General features: G+C 67.1%; 16 protein-coding genes and 1 pseudogene. 15 read left to right on the top strand and 2 right to left on the bottom strand.

Annotated elements, in window-relative coordinates; genetic code table 11:
• Positions 1–7: 7 nt before the first annotated feature.
• The 15 genes and pseudogenes from AB4851_RS23775 to AB4851_RS23845 form a co-directional block, all read left to right on the top strand.
• On the top strand, positions 8–883 hold the full coding sequence (locus AB4851_RS23775) for an SDR family NAD(P)-dependent oxidoreductase (RefSeq protein WP_414451699.1): 876 nt from the start codon (positions 8–10) through the stop codon (positions 881–883).
• Positions 880–1,821, top strand: a complete 942-nt coding sequence (locus AB4851_RS23780) for an oxidoreductase (RefSeq protein ID WP_414451700.1) — start codon at positions 880–882, stop codon at positions 1,819–1,821. Before AB4851_RS23775 ends, AB4851_RS23780 begins: the two co-directional genes overlap by 4 nt.
• A 198-nt stretch (positions 1,822–2,019) precedes the next feature.
• Positions 2,020–2,526: a DUF1993 domain-containing protein gene (locus AB4851_RS23785; protein WP_414451701.1), complete on the top strand. Its 507-nt coding sequence runs from the start codon at positions 2,020–2,022 to the stop codon at positions 2,524–2,526.
• A 78-nt stretch (positions 2,527–2,604) separates the two neighbouring features.
• Entirely contained in the window at positions 2,605–3,594 is a 990-nt protein-coding gene (locus AB4851_RS23790; RefSeq protein ID WP_414442097.1) for an aldo/keto reductase, read from the top strand.
• 480 nt (positions 3,595–4,074) lie between these two features.
• Positions 4,075–4,476: a DnaJ family domain-containing protein gene (locus AB4851_RS23795; protein ID WP_414442096.1), complete on the top strand. Its 402-nt coding sequence runs from the start codon at positions 4,075–4,077 to the stop codon at positions 4,474–4,476.
• On the top strand, positions 4,473–5,159 hold the full coding sequence (tadA, locus tag AB4851_RS23800; protein ID WP_414451702.1) for a tRNA adenosine(34) deaminase TadA: 687 nt from the start codon (positions 4,473–4,475) through the stop codon (positions 5,157–5,159). The genes AB4851_RS23795 and tadA overlap by 4 nt, the downstream gene beginning before the upstream one ends.
• 56 nt (positions 5,160–5,215) lie before the next feature.
• The gene (ldcA, locus tag AB4851_RS23805; RefSeq protein WP_414451703.1) at positions 5,216–6,154 is read left to right on the top strand and encodes a muramoyltetrapeptide carboxypeptidase; all 939 of its coding nucleotides are present in this window, start codon (positions 5,216–5,218) and stop codon (positions 6,152–6,154) included.
• A 320-nt stretch (positions 6,155–6,474) separates the two neighbouring features.
• Positions 6,475–7,170 (top strand): GntR family transcriptional regulator, encoded by a 696-nt coding sequence (locus AB4851_RS23810; RefSeq protein WP_414451704.1) that lies wholly within the window; start codon positions 6,475–6,477, stop codon positions 7,168–7,170.
• Positions 7,171–7,316: 146 nt separating this feature from the next.
• Positions 7,317–8,792 (top strand): NCS1 family nucleobase:cation symporter-1, encoded by a 1,476-nt coding sequence (locus AB4851_RS23815; RefSeq protein WP_414451705.1) that lies wholly within the window; start codon positions 7,317–7,319, stop codon positions 8,790–8,792.
• 49 nt (positions 8,793–8,841) lie between these two features.
• On the top strand, positions 8,842–9,675 hold the full coding sequence (locus AB4851_RS23820; RefSeq protein ID WP_414451706.1) for an aspartate/glutamate racemase family protein: 834 nt from the start codon (positions 8,842–8,844) through the stop codon (positions 9,673–9,675).
• 169 nt (positions 9,676–9,844) lie between these two features.
• Positions 9,845–10,795, top strand: coding sequence for an allantoinase PuuE (puuE, locus tag AB4851_RS23825; protein ID WP_414442090.1), 951 nt, complete (start codon positions 9,845–9,847; stop codon positions 10,793–10,795).
• Positions 10,792–11,313 carry a 2-oxo-4-hydroxy-4-carboxy-5-ureidoimidazoline decarboxylase gene (gene uraD / locus AB4851_RS23830; RefSeq protein ID WP_414451707.1) on the top strand — a complete coding sequence of 174 codons (522 nt, stop codon included), beginning with the start codon at positions 10,792–10,794 and terminating at the stop codon, positions 11,311–11,313. Before puuE ends, uraD begins: the two co-directional genes overlap by 4 nt.
• Before the next feature lie 105 nt (positions 11,314–11,418).
• The gene (gene alc, locus AB4851_RS23835; RefSeq protein ID WP_414451708.1) at positions 11,419–12,429 is read left to right on the top strand and encodes an allantoicase; all 1,011 of its coding nucleotides are present in this window, start codon (positions 11,419–11,421) and stop codon (positions 12,427–12,429) included.
• A complete protein-coding gene (locus tag AB4851_RS23840; protein ID WP_414451709.1) occupies positions 12,426–12,938 on the top strand; it encodes an ureidoglycolate lyase in 513 nt (170 codons plus the stop codon). The genes alc and AB4851_RS23840 overlap by 4 nt, the downstream gene beginning before the upstream one ends.
• A gap of 140 nt (positions 12,939–13,078) precedes the next feature.
• Positions 13,079–13,294 (top strand): annotated as a pseudogene (locus AB4851_RS23845) (aldo/keto reductase); the annotation flags it as partial.
• A gap of 219 nt (positions 13,295–13,513) precedes the next feature.
• On the opposite strand, the gene AB4851_RS23850 reads toward AB4851_RS23845, so the two are convergent.
• Both AB4851_RS23850 and uraH read right to left on the bottom strand, forming a co-directional pair.
• Entirely contained in the window at positions 13,514–14,707 is a 1,194-nt protein-coding gene (locus tag AB4851_RS23850) for a urate hydroxylase PuuD (RefSeq protein WP_414451710.1), read from the bottom strand.
• 68 nt (positions 14,708–14,775) lie between these two features.
• Entirely contained in the window at positions 14,776–15,129 is a 354-nt protein-coding gene (gene uraH / locus AB4851_RS23855; protein WP_414442085.1) for a hydroxyisourate hydrolase, read from the bottom strand.
• Between the last annotated feature and the right edge of the window lie 193 nt (positions 15,130–15,322).

Below are 15,322 nucleotides of genomic sequence, written 5' to 3' on the forward strand. Positions count from 1 at the left end.
GCAAATCATGTCGAAGGTCTGGTTGGTAACGGGAGCGGCGCGCGGCCTGGGTCGTGCGATTTCGGAAGCCGTGTTGGCGGCGGGGGATCGGCTGGTGGCCGGGGTGCGCGAGCCGTCGCGCCTGGCGGATCTGGCCGAGCGCCACGGCGATCGTCTGCGCGTGGTCGAACTCGACGTGACGGACGAGGCGGCCGCGCAGCGCGCCGTGGCCGTCGCAAGCGAATCGTTCGGCCGGCTCGACGTGCTCGTCAACAACGCCGGTTACGGCCACATGGTGCCGTTCGAGCAGATGGGCGCGGACGATTTCCGCGCGCAGGTGGAAACCAACCTGTTCGGCGTGGTCAACCTGACGCGCGCGGCCTTGCCGGTGATGCGCGCGCAGCGCGCGGGCCATATCTTCCAGGTGTCGTCGGTGGGCGGGCGCAGCGCGGCGCCGGGGATGTCGGCGTATCAGGCCGCGAAATGGGCGGTGGGCGGCTTCAGCGATGTGGTCGGCCACGAGGCCGCGCCGTTCGGCGTGCGCGTCTGCACGCTGGAGCCGGGCGGCATGCGCACCGAGTGGGCCGACCGGGCCAAGCAGGCGACACCGGCGATGCTGCCCGACTACGAGGCGTCGGTCGGCAAGATCCTGAACCTGCTCAACGGTTACGCGGGCCGCGAAATGGGCGACCCGGCCCGGATCGCGGCGTTGATCGTCGAGCTGTCGCGCCGCGACGACGTGCCGATGCGGCTGCTGCTCGGCGGCGATGCGCTGTTCGTCTGCGAGCAGGCCGAGACGCTGCGCGCCGAACAGGCCGCGCACTGGCGCGACACGTCGCTGTCGACGCACTTTGCCGATGCTAATCTTCCCGACGGACTCGACTCTCTGAAGGCCTCGTCATGAACTGGAGCGTGCGCGACATCCCGAGCCAACGCGGCCGATTCGCGGTGGTGACCGGCGCGACCGGCGGCATCGGCTACGAAACGGCGCTCGCGCTGGCCGGCGCGGGCGCGCGCGTGCTGCTGGCCGGCCGCGACGATGCGAAGGGCGAGGCCGCGTTGCGGGCGATTCGCGCCGCGCATCCGCGTGCCGAGGTCGAGTACCGACGCGTCGATCTGGCCAGCCTCGATGCGGTGCGCGGTTTCGCGGCCGAATTGACGGCGCGGCATCCGGTGCTCGATCTGCTGATCGACAACGCCGGGGTCATGACGCCGCCCGTGCGTCACGCCACGGCGGACGGCTTCGAGCTGCAGTTCGGCACCAACTACCTGTCGCATTTCGCACTGACCGGCCTGCTGCTGCCGATGCTGCGCGCGGCTCCGGCGCCGCGCGTGGTGATCGTCAGCAGCGGGGCACACCGCTTGCGCGCCGCGATTCATTTCGACGACCTGCAATGGGTTCGCCGCTATGCGCCGTGGCAGGCCTATGCGCAGTCGAAGCTCGCGATCCTGATGTTCGCGTTCGAGTTGCAGCGGCGCAGCGATGCGGCCGGCTGGGGGCTGCACGTGACGGCCGCGCATCCGGGCTTCGCGCGCACCGGTTTGCAGAGCGCCGGCCCGAACCTCGGCGCGACGGGGCGCAGCGCGCTGTTGCGCTGGCTGATGGCGCAGTCGTATCCGTGGGTCTCGCAATCGGCGGCGGCCGGCGCGCTGCCGACGCTGTTCGCGGCGACCTCGCCCGAGGCGGAGCGCGCAGGCTATTACGGGCCGCAACACCGCTTCGAGCTGATCGGGCCGGTCGGCCCGGCAAAGGTGGGCGCCGAGGCGCGCGACGAGGCTGTGGCTGCCAGGCTCTGGACGGTATCGGAGGCGTTGACGGGCGTGAACTGGCCGTCGCCCTGAGCGCCGCCGCGTCCTGCGTGCGCCGATCGCGAACAATCGGCGCCCGGCTTACGCCGTCGTTACGAAAAGCGTGCAGATCCGTTCCCGCTTGGTGTGCCGATCGCCCGATGTCTGCGGCGATCGGCGAATCGCATTAAGCTTGCGACCGAACGCCGCGAAGCCGGCGCATCGATGCACCCCACCCAGTCAGGAGCTCCCATGTCCGTTTCCCTGTACGACGTTTCCATTTCCGCGCTGGTGCGCGGCCTGCGCAACCTGTCGAAGATTCTCGACAAGGGCGAGGCGCACGCAAGCGAGAAGGGCATCGACCCCGCCACGCTGACCACCGCCCGCCTGTTCGAGGACATGCTGCCGCTGTCGGCCCAGGTGCAGGTGGCCACCGATGCCGTGAAGGGCTGCGTGGCGCGCCTGGCCGGCATCGACGTGCCGTCGTTCCCCGATACCGAACAAAGCTTCGCCGAGCTGCGCGAGCGCATTGCCAAGACCATCGCGTTCGCGGAATCGGTCGATGCCGCGCAGTTCGCCGACGCGGCCACGCGCACCGTCACGCTGCCGCTGCGCAGCGGTGCGCTCGAATTCACGGGCCTGAGCTACGTGTCGACGTTCGTGCTGCCGAACTTCTATTTCCACGTGACGACGGCCTACGACATCCTGCGTCACAACGGCGTGCCGCTCGGCAAGATGGATTACCTGGGCCTGCGTTGAGCGATTGCTCGCCATTGCCCGGCCGGCGTGCCCACACGCCGGCCGTCACGACACTGCTCAACCCACGAGGAATCCGCAATGAAACAACGCAAGCTGGGCCGACAAGGCCTTGAAGTGTCGACGATCGGGCTGGGCTGCATGGGCATGAGCCAGTCCTACGGCACGCCCGACGACGCCGAATCGATTGCCACGCTGCATCGCGCGATCGAGCTCGGCTGCACGTTTCTCGATACGGCGGAGGTGTATGGGCCGTTCACCAACGAGGAACTGCTCGGCCGCGCGCTCGAAGGGCGCCGTCACGAGGTGACGATCGCGACCAAGTTCGGCTTCCGCATCTCGCCGGAAGGCAAGCAGAGCGGTACCGACAGCCGGCCCGAACATATCCGCGAGGCGGTGCACGGCTCGCTCAAGCGGCTGCGCACCGACCATATCGATCTGCTGTACCAGCATCGTGTCGATCCGGCCGTGCCGGTGGAAGACATGGCCGGCGCCGTGCGCGACCTGATCGCGGAAGGCAAGGTGCGGTTTTTCGGCATGTCGGAAGCGGGCGAGGACGCGATCCGCCGCGCGCACGCGGTGCAGCCGGTGTCGGCGCTGCAAAGCGAGTATTCGATCTGGGAACGCAATCTCGAGGCGAACGTGCTGCCGGTGCTGCGCGAACTGGGCATCGGGCTCGTGCCGTTCAGCCCGCTCGGGCGCGGGTTCCTGACGGGCCAAGTGAAATCGCTCGACGAGATCGGCGAGCGCGACTATCGCGTGACCAACGACCCGCGTTTCCAGCGCGAGAATTTCGACGCAAACCTGCGGATCGCGCAGGCCGTGCAGGCGATCGCGGCGGCGCGCGGCGTGACGGCGGCCCAGGTGGCGTTGGCGTGGGTGTTGCGCGCAGGCGACGACATCGTGCCGATTCCGGGCACCAAGCGCCGGCGGTATCTGGAAGACAACCTCGGCGCGGCCGATCTGGTGCTGGGCGACGACGATGTCGCGAAGCTCGACGCGGTGCTGGCCGAGATCGGTGTGGCGGGCGACCGTTATCTGCCGGCCGGGTTGGCGCTGGTCAATCGCTGAGGCCGGGCGGCGGGAGCGGGGCGCATGCCCGGCTGGATGACGGCGGGGACGACGGCATGAGGTGATGCATGAACTGCGGCGCATTGTCGCGATTTTGGTTGCGCCCCAAGCCCGAGGCGCCCGCTGCTGCCGCGGCCTCCGTCATGGGGTCAGAAACGCATCGTCGTTCCGCATGCCCCGCCGGCCCAGCCGTTGGTGCCGGCCCCGCTGCAAAACACGCCGCAGCCGCTCAAGCCCAGCAGAAGCACGGCGGCGGCCAGGACAAGCCCTGTTCGAATTGCACTGCGCACGGCAATTTCCTCCTCAATCCGGTCCGGCGGCGCGGCCGGCCGGATCTGCCGGCCGCGCCGTGACAATCCGGGCCAGCATAACGGCTTTCGTCAATGGGCGAGTGCGGCAATCGAGCATTTGCTCCAGAGGGCTGGCAGTTGCCCGATCCCCTGTTAGAATCGCCAGGCCGCATTGCCTTGAATTGCTCGAATGAGACTGCTTGACGCCCTGGTCGAACAACGTATTGCCGCTGCCGCTGCGCGTGGGGAGTTCAACGACCTGCCGGGAACCGGTGCGCCGACGGAACTGGATGACGGTCTGCTCGTCCCGGCCGAGGTGCAGATGGCCAATCGGATCCTGAAGCACGCGGGCTTTGCCCCGCCCGCGCTCGAGCAGCTTCGCGCCTTGTGCCACCTGCAGGACGAAATGCGCGCGGTCAGCGATCGCGCCACGCGGTGCCGCCTGCAGGCCAAGATGCTGGCCCTCGACATGGCTCTCGAATCGTTGCGCGGCGGCCCGCTGGTCGTGCCGCGCGAATACTGCCGCCGCATTGCCGAACGCCTGTCCGAGCGCGTGCTCGACGATGGCGCCGGCGAAGCGGGGGCCGCGTGAGCAGCGCATTCCCTCCGGCGCGCGACGCGCGCGCCACCTCCGACGATCTTCCCGTTGTTCCCGATTCCACGGATCTTTCCTCTCCCGCTGCTCCCGCTGCTTCCGCTGTCGACCCGGCCGCCGAACGCGACCGCTACTACATGCGCATGGCGCTGGAAGCGGCCGAACAGGCGCGCGCCGCGGGCGAGGTGCCGGTGGGCGCGGTGATCGTGCGCGGCGACGAAGTGATCGCACGCGGCTTCAATCATCCGATCGGCGGCCACGATCCGTCGGCTCACGCCGAAATGGCCGCCTTGCGCGCGGCTGCGCAAGCGCTCGGCAACTATCGCCTGCCGGGCTGCGAACTCTACGTGACGCTCGAACCGTGCCTGATGTGTTCGGGCGCGATCATGCACGCGCGGATCGCCCGCGTGGTGTTCGGTGCGGCCGATCCGAAAACGGGCGCGTGCGGCAGCGTGATCGACGCGTTCGCCAATCCGCAACTGAACCACCACGCGACCGTGACGGGCGGTGTGCTCGCCGACGCCTGCGGCGATGCGCTGCGCACGTTCTTCGCCGAACGCCGCCGGGCGGCGCGCGAGGCGCGACAGGCGGCCAATGCCGACGCGGCGGCGCAGCCGGACGGCAAGGCCTGCGGCTGCGGCCACGACCACGGCGACGACAGCGCCTCCACGGCCGACTGAACCAGTCGCCATCGCCCGGCTCTAACCGGGCTGTCCCCTTTTTCGATACGCGACCGATGGCTTCCACCTCTCTCTCGCCGCGCACCATCCGACTGCTCGGGCCGTCCGGCTATCCGCACGATCCGGCTGCAATCCAGCGCGCGATCGAACGTTTCGGCGATCAGCATCACGTGGTACAAAACCTGGCCGCCACGCAACGGCGCCACCAGCGCTTCGCCGGCAACGACGCCGAGCGCGCCGACGACCTGAACCGCCTCGGCGACCGGTCGCAGCCGCTGCCCGACATCGGCCTGGCGGTGCGCGGCGGCTCGGGCGCGGCGCGCATCCTCGAACGCCTCGACTACCGCGCGCTCGAACGCCTGCGCGACCAGCCTGTCGCGCTATGCGGCCACAGCGATTTCACGGCGATCCAGCTCGCGCTGCTGGCCAAATCGGGCGTCAAAAGCTTCGGCGGCCCGATGCTGTCGGCCGATTTCGGCGCCGTGACGCCGAGCGAATTCACCATGACGCAGTTCTGGTCGACGCTTTCGCAACCCACCACCACGATCCTCGGCGATGCCCCGCAACAGCAGGCGGTCAACGTGGCGGGCACGTTGTGGGGCGGCAATCTCGCGATCCTGGCCTCGCTGGTCGGCACGCCGTACATGCCGCAGATCGAAGGCGGCATCCTGTTCATCGAGGACGTGAACGAGCAGCCGTTTCGCATCGAACGGATGATCTACACGCTCCATTACGCCGGCATCCTGGCGCGCCAGCAGGCGCTCGTGCTCGGGCAGTTTACCGGCGCGCGCGCGTTCGACTACGACAACGGCTACGACATGCAGGCGATGATCGACCAGGTGCGCGAGACGATCGGCATTCCGGTCGTGACGGGCTTGCAGTTCGGCCACGTGCCCGACATGGTCACGTTGCCGGTGGGGGGGCAGGCGCAGCTCGTCGCCAACGAACATGGGTTCCGGCTGTCGGTATCCGACTATCCGGTGCTGGCCCGATAGGAATCGACGCGGCAGCGCGCGACAAAAGGCGGAGATCCGCCTTTTTTTATATCCAAAATCGCAACTAACGGTCCGACATTCGAAGCGACTTCGAGGGCGGCATGCGCCATCGTTGCGCATAGATTGTTGACAAAATATTCGATCAATCGAGAGTGAAAGTCTTGACTGGCTTGCATGAGGGCCTTGTGGATGCACGATTTTGACGCGCTCGCACTGTTTGGGCGCGTTTCAATGGTCGACAATCGTGCAAAATCGGCGGGATAAATTGTTGACAATATTTATGTCCGCCCTAGCATGACGAACATAACGAGATAGAAAACATGACCAAGCAGGAAACCGCAGCGCCGGCGCTGACGCCGGAAGCGATTGCCGAACGGATCCGCACCGCGATCCTCGAGCATCGGCTCGCGCCGGGCGCGAAGCTGACCGAGGCGCAGTTGTGCGACGTGTTCGGCGTGAAGCGCGGCCCGATCCGGCAGGCGCTCGCGCTGCTGGCGACGGACCGGCTCGTCGATCTCGAGCCGAACCGCGGTGCGTTCGTCGCCAGCCCGTCGCTGCAAGAGGTGCACGAGGTGTTCGAGCTGCGGCGGATCATCGAGCTGGCGGTGGTCGAACGGCTGGCGACGGGACCGGGTGCGAAGCGCCTGAAGGGCGTCGCGAGCGGTATCGAGCGCGAGCGCGATGCGTTCGAGCGGCGCGATTTCGCCGCGTGGATCCGGCTGTCGGGCGAGTTCCACACGGCGCTCGCCGCGTTGACCGGCAACGGCACGCTGTGCGATTGCCTGAACGGGCTGGTGGCGCGCTCGACGCTGATGTCGGCGCTCTACGAGGCGCACGGTCGCAACGCGTGCTCGTTCGACGATCACACCGAGATCGTCGCGGCGCTCGAAACCGGCGATGCCGCGCGGGCGGCGAAGCTGATGGCGCATCACCTGCAGCACGTGGAACTGAGGATGCTGGATCGCCCCGCGCAGGGTGCGGTCGATTTGCGCGACGTGTTCGGCGGCGCGGGCTGACGGCCCGCGCGCCACGCCCGCGCCGACGAGCTGACGGAATGCTGGCGGCAGCCTCGCTGCCGCACGCGGGCGTGGCCTGACCTCGATGTCGGGCCGCGATTTCAATGACGATCGCGCGGCTCGACCGCGGCAGGCAAGGAGATGTCATGGCTCAGTTCGGTATCGCGCAGGCCAACCCCCCGTATCATGCGGGCCCCCCTCCGGACGGCGAGGCGCTGCGGCCCGCCGCCTACAGCGAGCGGCTCTACAACGACGACCTCGCACCGCTCGAAAAACAAGGCTGGGGCGCCTACAACATCTTCGCGTTCTGGATGTCGGACGTGCATTCGGTGGGCGGCTACGTGTTCGCCGGCAGCCTGTTCGCGCTGGGCCTGACGAGCTGGCAGGTGCTGGTGTCGCTGATCGTCGGCATCGCGATCGTCAACGCGCTCTGCAACCTGATCGCCCGGCCGAGCCAGCAGCTCGGCGTGCCGTATCCGGTCGCCTGCCGCGCCACCTTCGGCGTGCTCGGCGCCAACGTGCCGGCCGTGATCCGCGGCCTGATCGCGGTGGCCTGGTACGGCATCCAGACTTTTCTCGCTTCCAGTGCGCTGGTGATCGTGGTGCTCAAGTTCGTGCCGCAATGGATGCCCTATGCGGACGTGCACCGCTACGGCTTCCTCGGGCTGTCGGCGCTCGGCTGGGCCGGCTTCATGCTGCTCTGGGTGCTGCAGGCGCTGGTGTTCTGGAACGGCATGGAAACCATCAAGAAGTTCATCGACTTCGCCGGGCCGGCCGTGTACGTGGTGATGTTCGTGCTGGCCGGCTACATGGTGTGGCGCGCGGGCTGGCGCAACATCGGCCTGAACCTGGGCGGCGTGCGCTATCACGGCGCCGATGCGATTCCGGTGATGATCACGGCGATCGCGCTGGTGGTGTCGTATTTCTCGGGGCCGATGCTGAACTTCGGCGATTTCTCGCGCTACTGCAACAGCTATCGCGCCGTGAAGCGCGGCAATTTCTGGGGCCTGCCGGTCAACTTCCTGGCGTTCTCGCTGGTCACCGTGATCACCACGGCCGCCACGCTGCCGGTGTTCGGAGAACTGATTACCGACCCGGTCGCAACCGTCGGCCGCATCGATCATCCGACCGCGGTGATCCTCGGCGCGCTGACCTTCACGATCGCCACCATCGGCATCAACATCGTCGCGAACTTCGTGTCGCCGGCGTTCGACTTCTCGAACGTCGCGCCGCGCCTGATCAGCTGGCGCGCGGGCGGGATGCTGGCCGCCGTGGCGTCGATCTTCATCACGCCGTGGAACCTGTTCAACAACCCGGCCGTGATCCATTACACGCTCGACGTGCTCGGCAGCTTCATCGGGCCACTGTACGGTGTCCTGATCGTCGACTTCTACCTGATCAAGCGCGGCAAGCTCGATCGCGACGATCTGTACACGCTGTCGGAAACGGGCGCGTACTGGTATCGCGGCGGCGTGAACCGGCGTGCGGTGTTCGCACTGCTGCCGGCCGCGGCGATCGCGATCGCCTGCGTGATGGTGCCGTCGCTGGGCGCGCTCGCCAACTTCTCGTGGTTCGTCGGCGCGATCCTGGCCGGGCTCGTGTATCGCGCCATCGCGAAGTGAGCGGCGTGCCGGCCCGAACGTGGCCGAGATGGAAATTCAGGAGACGACAATGAAAATCAAGCTCATCAATCCGAACACCACGCAGCGCATGACCGACGCGATGGGGCGCTGCGCGCGCGAGGTCGTCAACGCCGGCACCGCCGTGGTGGCGGTCAGCCCGACCATGGGGCCGCCGTCGATCGAGAGCCACTACGACGACGCGCTCGCGGTGCCGGGCCTGCTGGCCGAAATCGCGGCCGGCGAGCGCGACGGCTTCGACGGCTACGTGATCGCCTGCTTCGGCGATCCGGGCCTGTACGCGGCGCGCGAGATCGCGCGCGGCCCGGTGGTCGGCATCGCCGAGGCCGCGATGCACGCGGCCAGCGTGCTCGCGCCCGGCTTCTCGGTGGTGACCACGCTGTCGCGTACCTGCGGTCTGGCCTGGCATCTGGCCGAACGCTACGGCATGCAGCGCTTCTGCCGCAACGTGCGCGCCACCGACGTGGCCGTGCTCGAACTCGACCGGCCCGGTTCGCCGGCGCGCCAGTTGATCGTGGACGAATGCCGTCGCGCGCTCGACGAGGACGGCGCCGGTGCGATCGTGCTCGGCTGCGCAGGCATGGCCGAGTTCGCGCGCGAGGTGGAGCAGGCGATCGGCGCGCCGGTGGTGGAGGGCGTGACGGCCGCCGTGAAATGGGTCGAGATGCTGATTGCGCTGCGCCTGTCGACGGCCAAGCGCGGCGACTATGCGCGCCCGCTCGCGAAGCGCTACGACGGCGAGTTCGCGCGATTCGGCCCCGATGCCGACGGCCTGCCGGCCGGCATCGCCGGCAGCGCGGCCTCGGTTGCCACCGCCGAGGCCGCGCCGGCGCGCATGCCGCAAGCGCACATACACCCGGTGTGACACGCACTATCGGTTTGGCTGTATGCGCGTTGCGAGGCCTTTTCGCTACACTGGCCCATCCCTCGCAACGGTGCACGAAGACGCCCGATCCGTCACGGATTGCCCGCCGAATCCCGTCTCCGCGCGCCGTTGCGAACCCCTCTCCACGGGATTTCATTCGTACTCCACCATGTCACACGATTCCCACTATCCGCGCGATCTGATCGGCTACGGCCGGTATCCGGTGCAGGCGAACTGGCCGGGGCGCGCGCGCGTCGCCGTGCAGTTCGTGCTCAATTACGAGGAAGGCGGCGAGAACTGCGTGCTGCACGGTGATCCGGGCTCCGAACAATTCCTGTCCGAGATCGTCGGCGCGGCGGCTTATCCGTCCCGTCACATGAGCATGGAATCGATCTACGAATACGGCTCGCGCGCGGGCGTGTGGCGAATTCTGCGCGAGTTCGAGAAACGCGGCCTGCCGCTGACGGTATTCGGCGTGGGCATGGCGATGGAGCGGCACCCCGAGCTGTCGCGCGCGTTCGTCGAGCTGGGCCACGAGATCGCGTGTCACGGCTGGCGCTGGATCCACTATCAGGACATGACGCCCGAACGCGAGGCCGAGCACATGCGGCTCGGCATGGAAGCGATCGAGCGCGTGACCGGCGTGCGGCCACTCGGCTGGTATACCGGCCGCGACAGCCCCAATACGCGCCGGCTGGTGGCCGAGCACGGCGGGTTCCTGTACGACTCCGATTACTACGGCGACGACCTGCCGTTCTGGGCCGAGGTGCCCGTCACGGGCGGCGCAAGCGTGCCGCAACTGATCGTGCCGTACACGCTCGACACCAACGACATGCGCTTCGCGACGCCGCAAGGTTTCAACACGGCCGACCATTTCTTCCAGTACCTGCGCGATGCGTTCGACGTGCTGTACGAAGAGGGCGACGAAGCGCCGAAGATGCTGTCGATCGGCATGCATTGCCGGCTGCTTGGCCGGCCCGGCCGCTTCCGCGCCTTGCAGCGCTTCCTCGATCACATCGAGCGGCACGATCGCGTGTGGGTGACGCGCCGCGTCGACATCGCGCGCCACTGGCGCGAACACCATCCGTATTCCACCAACCGACGCGAAGGGACGGCATGAAGGCGATGCAATACACGTTGGCAGAACTGAACACCATGACGACCGACGGGTTCGTCGCCACGCTGTCGGGCATTTTCGAGCATTCGCCCTGGGTGGCCGAGGCGGCGGCCGGTGCGCGCCCTTACGCAAGCATCGATGCGCTGCACGCGACGATGTCCGGCGTGGTCGAGCAGGCCGGCGTGGAGCCGCAGCTCGCGCTGATCAATGCCCACCCGGAGCTGGCGGGCAAGGCCGCCGTGCGCGGCGAGCTGACCGCCGAATCGACGCGCGAGCAGAGCGGGGCCGGCCTCGATCAATGCACGCAGGCCGAGTTCGATCGCTTGCAGCAGCTCAATCGCACCTATCGCGAGAAGTTCGGATTCCCGTTCATTCTTGCCGTGCGCGGCTACGACCGCCACGGCATCATCGCCAACTTCGAAGCGCGCGTGGCCAACACGCGCGAGCAGGAGTTGCGCGCCAGCCTCGACCAGATCTACCGGATCGCGCGCCTGCGGCTCGACGATCTGATCGACGCCTGAGTTTCGCCACGCACCGCGCGGGGTTTGCCGCGCGACGCGACGCACACGTCGCGCCCGTCAAGGCGGGCGCCGCGCTTTTCACGCACTTCGAATAAGGACCTCATCATGGCCATGCCGCTGCTCGATCCCAATGCTCCCGAATTCACGCGTCGCTACGTGAACCTCGCCGATCCGCGTCTCGGGGCACAGGCACTCGAGGCGAGCGACGATTTCTTCGCACCGAAGGATCGCATGCTGAATCCGGAGCCGGCCGTGTTCATTCCGGGCAAGTACGACGATCACGGCAAGTGGATGGACGGTTGGGAAACGCGCCGCAAGCGCGTGTCCGGCTACGACTGGTGCATCGTGAAGCTCGCACGCCCCGGCGTGATCAAGGGCCTCGACATCGATACCAGCCACTTCACCGGCAATTTCCCGCCGGCCGCGTCGGTCGAGGCCTGCCATGCGGACGGCGCACCGAACCAGTCGACGCGCTGGGTCGAGATCGTGCCGTCCACCACGCTGCAGGGCAATCACCACCACTACGTCGACGTGAACGACGCCGCGCCGTACACGCACTTGCGCGTCAACATCTATCCCGATGGCGGCATCGCGCGGCTGCGCGTCTACGGCCAACCGCAGCTCGATTGGGAAGGCGCGAGCCGCAGCGAGCTGTTCGATCTGGCCGCGATGGAGAACGGCGGCTATGTGGTTGCCGCGAACAACCAGCACTTCGGGCCGGCGTCGACCATCCTGCTGCCGGGCCGTGGCGTAAACATGGGCGACGGCTGGGAAACGCGCCGTCGCCGCGAGCCGGGCAACGACTGGGCGATCATCGCGCTGGCGCGGCCGGGCGTGATCCGCAAGATCGAAGTCGACACTGCGCACTTCAAGGGCAACTATCCCGATCGCTGCTCGATCCAGGCCGCCCAGGTGACGGGCGGCACCGACAGCTCGCTCGTCACGCAGGCGATGTTCTGGCCGGTGCTGCTCGGCGAGCAGAAGTTGCAGATGGACAAGCAGCACATCTTCGAATCGGAGCTGGCCGCGCTCGGCCCGGTCACGCACGTGCGCTTGAACATCATTCCGGACGGTGGCGTATCGCGTCTGCGTTTGTGGGGCACGCTCGGCCAATGAAGACGCTGACCATCGAGGCGCTGACGCGTGAGGCATTCGCGCCGTTCGGCGACGTGATCGAGACCGAGGGCGCGAAGCAGATCCCGATCAATCTCGGCACGACGATCCGCTTTCACGATCTCGCCCACATTGACGTGAACGATGAGGGCGGCCGTACGCTCGTCAACCTGTTTCGCGGGCAGCCGCGCGCGCTGCCGTTCGAGGTCACGATGCTCGAGCGGCATCCGCTCGGCAGCCAGGCGTTCCTGCCGCTGTCGACGCAGCCTTATCTCGTCGTCGTGGCACCCGCCGGCGAGCTCGATGCCACGAAGATCCGCGCGTTCGTGTCGAGTGGCTGGCAGGGCGTCAATTACGCGAAGGGGGTTTGGCATCACCCGCTGATTGCGCTGGAGGAAGTCAGCGATTTCGTCGTGGTCGATCGCGGCGGAGAGGGGCTCAATCTCAATGAGCAGGTGCTTGGAGAGTCGCTTTGGTTGACGGATGAGGCGATGCATCGAGTGGCGGCTTGAGCGTGTAGTTGCCGGCTCGCCTGAGCGGCGCGTGGTGATGGTCAGGAAGGCCCTGCGAACCTTGGTTCGCAGGGCCTTCCTGCTTTCGGACGCCGTTTTGCCGCGTCATCCAATTTCTGAACAACGTGGTGATTCGCGAGGTCGAGAAAATTGCATTGGCGCGCGGTGTGCCCATGGCCCAGGTGGCGCTTGCCTGGGTGCTCGTCAAGGCCGGCGTGTCCGCACCGATCGTGGGGGCGTCCAAAACACGTCATCTCGACGATGCGGTTGCCGCGCTGGACGTCAGCCTGAGCGCTGACGAGATCAAGGCGCTAGAAGCGGCCTACGTGCCGCATGCGATTACGGGATTCGAGTAAGCGGCAAGCGTAACGCTGAGGGAGTTCGGTGTGGGCGGTGTATCTCCTCCGATCGATGCCCGTTCCGCTGAAGCGAGACGCGAGCCGGCATCGATGCCGATCGCCGTTGCGGGTCCGAAACGGACCTGAACACTTCTGCCCAGGACGATCGGCCCACCCCCGAAAGCAAAACGGGTTCGCCATCGGCGAACCCGTTCCGGTTGCAGACCCACGCGGCGCTTATTTCGCTGCGCCTCCCTCGAACCAGGCCGCGATCTTCGTCCGCTCGTCGTCGGTCATGTGCGTGACGTTCCCGATCGGCATTGCCTTCAACTGCACGGCCTGCTGATAAATGCGCTGCCCGTTCTGCGCGATTTCGTCGGGCGTATCGAACATCACGCCGGCCGGGGCGCTGCCCATCATTGTCGGCTTGGCCGAGTGGCAGGCCACGCAGCGCTGCTGCATGACCGGCTCGATGTCCTTCACCGTCAGCTTCGGCAGATTGGCCGCCTCGGCTTGCGGCGCGACCGGGCGCGGCATGGTCCAGATCAGCGCGACGAACATCAGCGCCACGCCGCCGAGCGGCAGATACCAGAGCTGCTGGCCGCGATGGCGCATCACGAAGAACTGCCGGATCAGCGCGCCCGCCAGCATGATCAGCACGAGCACGATCCAGTTGTAGCGGTTCGTGTAGGTCATCGCGTAGTGGTTCGACAGCATCGCGAACACCACCGGCAGCGTGAAATACGTGTTGTGCACCGAGCGCTGCTTGCCGCGCTTGCCGTAGATCGGGTTCGGCGTTTCACCCTTCAGCATCTTGTCGACCATCTTGCGCTGGCCGGGGATGATCACGAAGAACACGTTGGCCGACATGATGGTCGCCAGCATCGCGCCCACGATCAGATACGCCGCGCGCCCCGAGAAGATGTGGCACGCGAGCCACGCGGCGGCCACCACGTACAGCCCGACGAACACGCCGAGCAGGCGATCGCGGTTGCCGAGCAGGCGGCACGCGCAGTCGTAGACGATCCAGCCCGCCATCAGGAAGCCGAGCGCCGAGGCCACGGCCACCACCGGCCCCATGTCGAGCACGTTGCGGTCGATCAGGTAGGTGTTCGGCGCAAGCAGGTAGAGCACGAAGAACAGGCCGAAGCCGGACATCCACGTGGTGTACGACGGCCATTTCGACCAGTGCAGGTCTTCCGGCATTTCAGGCGGTGCGACGGTGTACTTCTGCATGTTGTAGAAGCCGCCGCCATGCACGTGCCACAGCTCGCCGAACACGCCGCGCTGGCGCTGGTTCGGATCCTTGGGCGGCTTCAGGCTGTTGTCGAGGGCAACGAAATAAAACGATTCGCCGATCCAGGCAATCGCGACGATGACGTGCAACCAGCGCAGTGCGAGGTTCAGCCAGTCGGTGATGAAACCTTCCATGAAACTCCTCCGGACAGACTCAAGTTCTTGTTATCGGTGTGATCGGGTGGGGATCGTGCGCCGGGGTGTCAGCTGCCGCGATAGGTGCTGTACGACCACGGCGAGACGAGCAGCGGCACGTGATAGTGCGCGCCGGCATCGGCCACGCCGAAGCGCAGCACGACGCGATCGACGAAGCGCGGTTCGGGCACCTTGACGCCGATCGCGGCGAAGTAATCGCCGGCATGGAAGGTCAGTTCGTATTCGCCGGCGACGAGCGCCGCGCCTTCGAGCAGCGGGCTGTCGCAGCGGCCGTCGTCATTGGTGGTGGCGGTGACGAGCGCGCGGCGCGCGGCGCCGTCGATCGCATGCAGTTCGATCCGGATGCCGGCGCCGGGGCGGCCGTGCGCGGTATCGAGTACGTGGGTGGTGAGCTTGCCCATTCGCCAGTGTCCTTGTGTGAATGCGATGAGTAAACGCGGCGTCGATCCAGGGGATGGCGGATCGAGGCTCCACGTTCGTGGCTACATACCCGTCGGCGGATCGAAGCGCGCGCCGAGTGGCCATTTTAAGAATGCTCGCGTCACGATTCGCCGCGCGATATAGAAGATAAGCCGGGGTGCATGAGCGGCCGCG

This window comes from Burkholderia sp. 22PA0099 (assembly GCF_047497165.1).
In the GTDB taxonomy this organism is placed as follows: Bacteria; Pseudomonadota; Gammaproteobacteria; order Burkholderiales; family Burkholderiaceae; genus Burkholderia.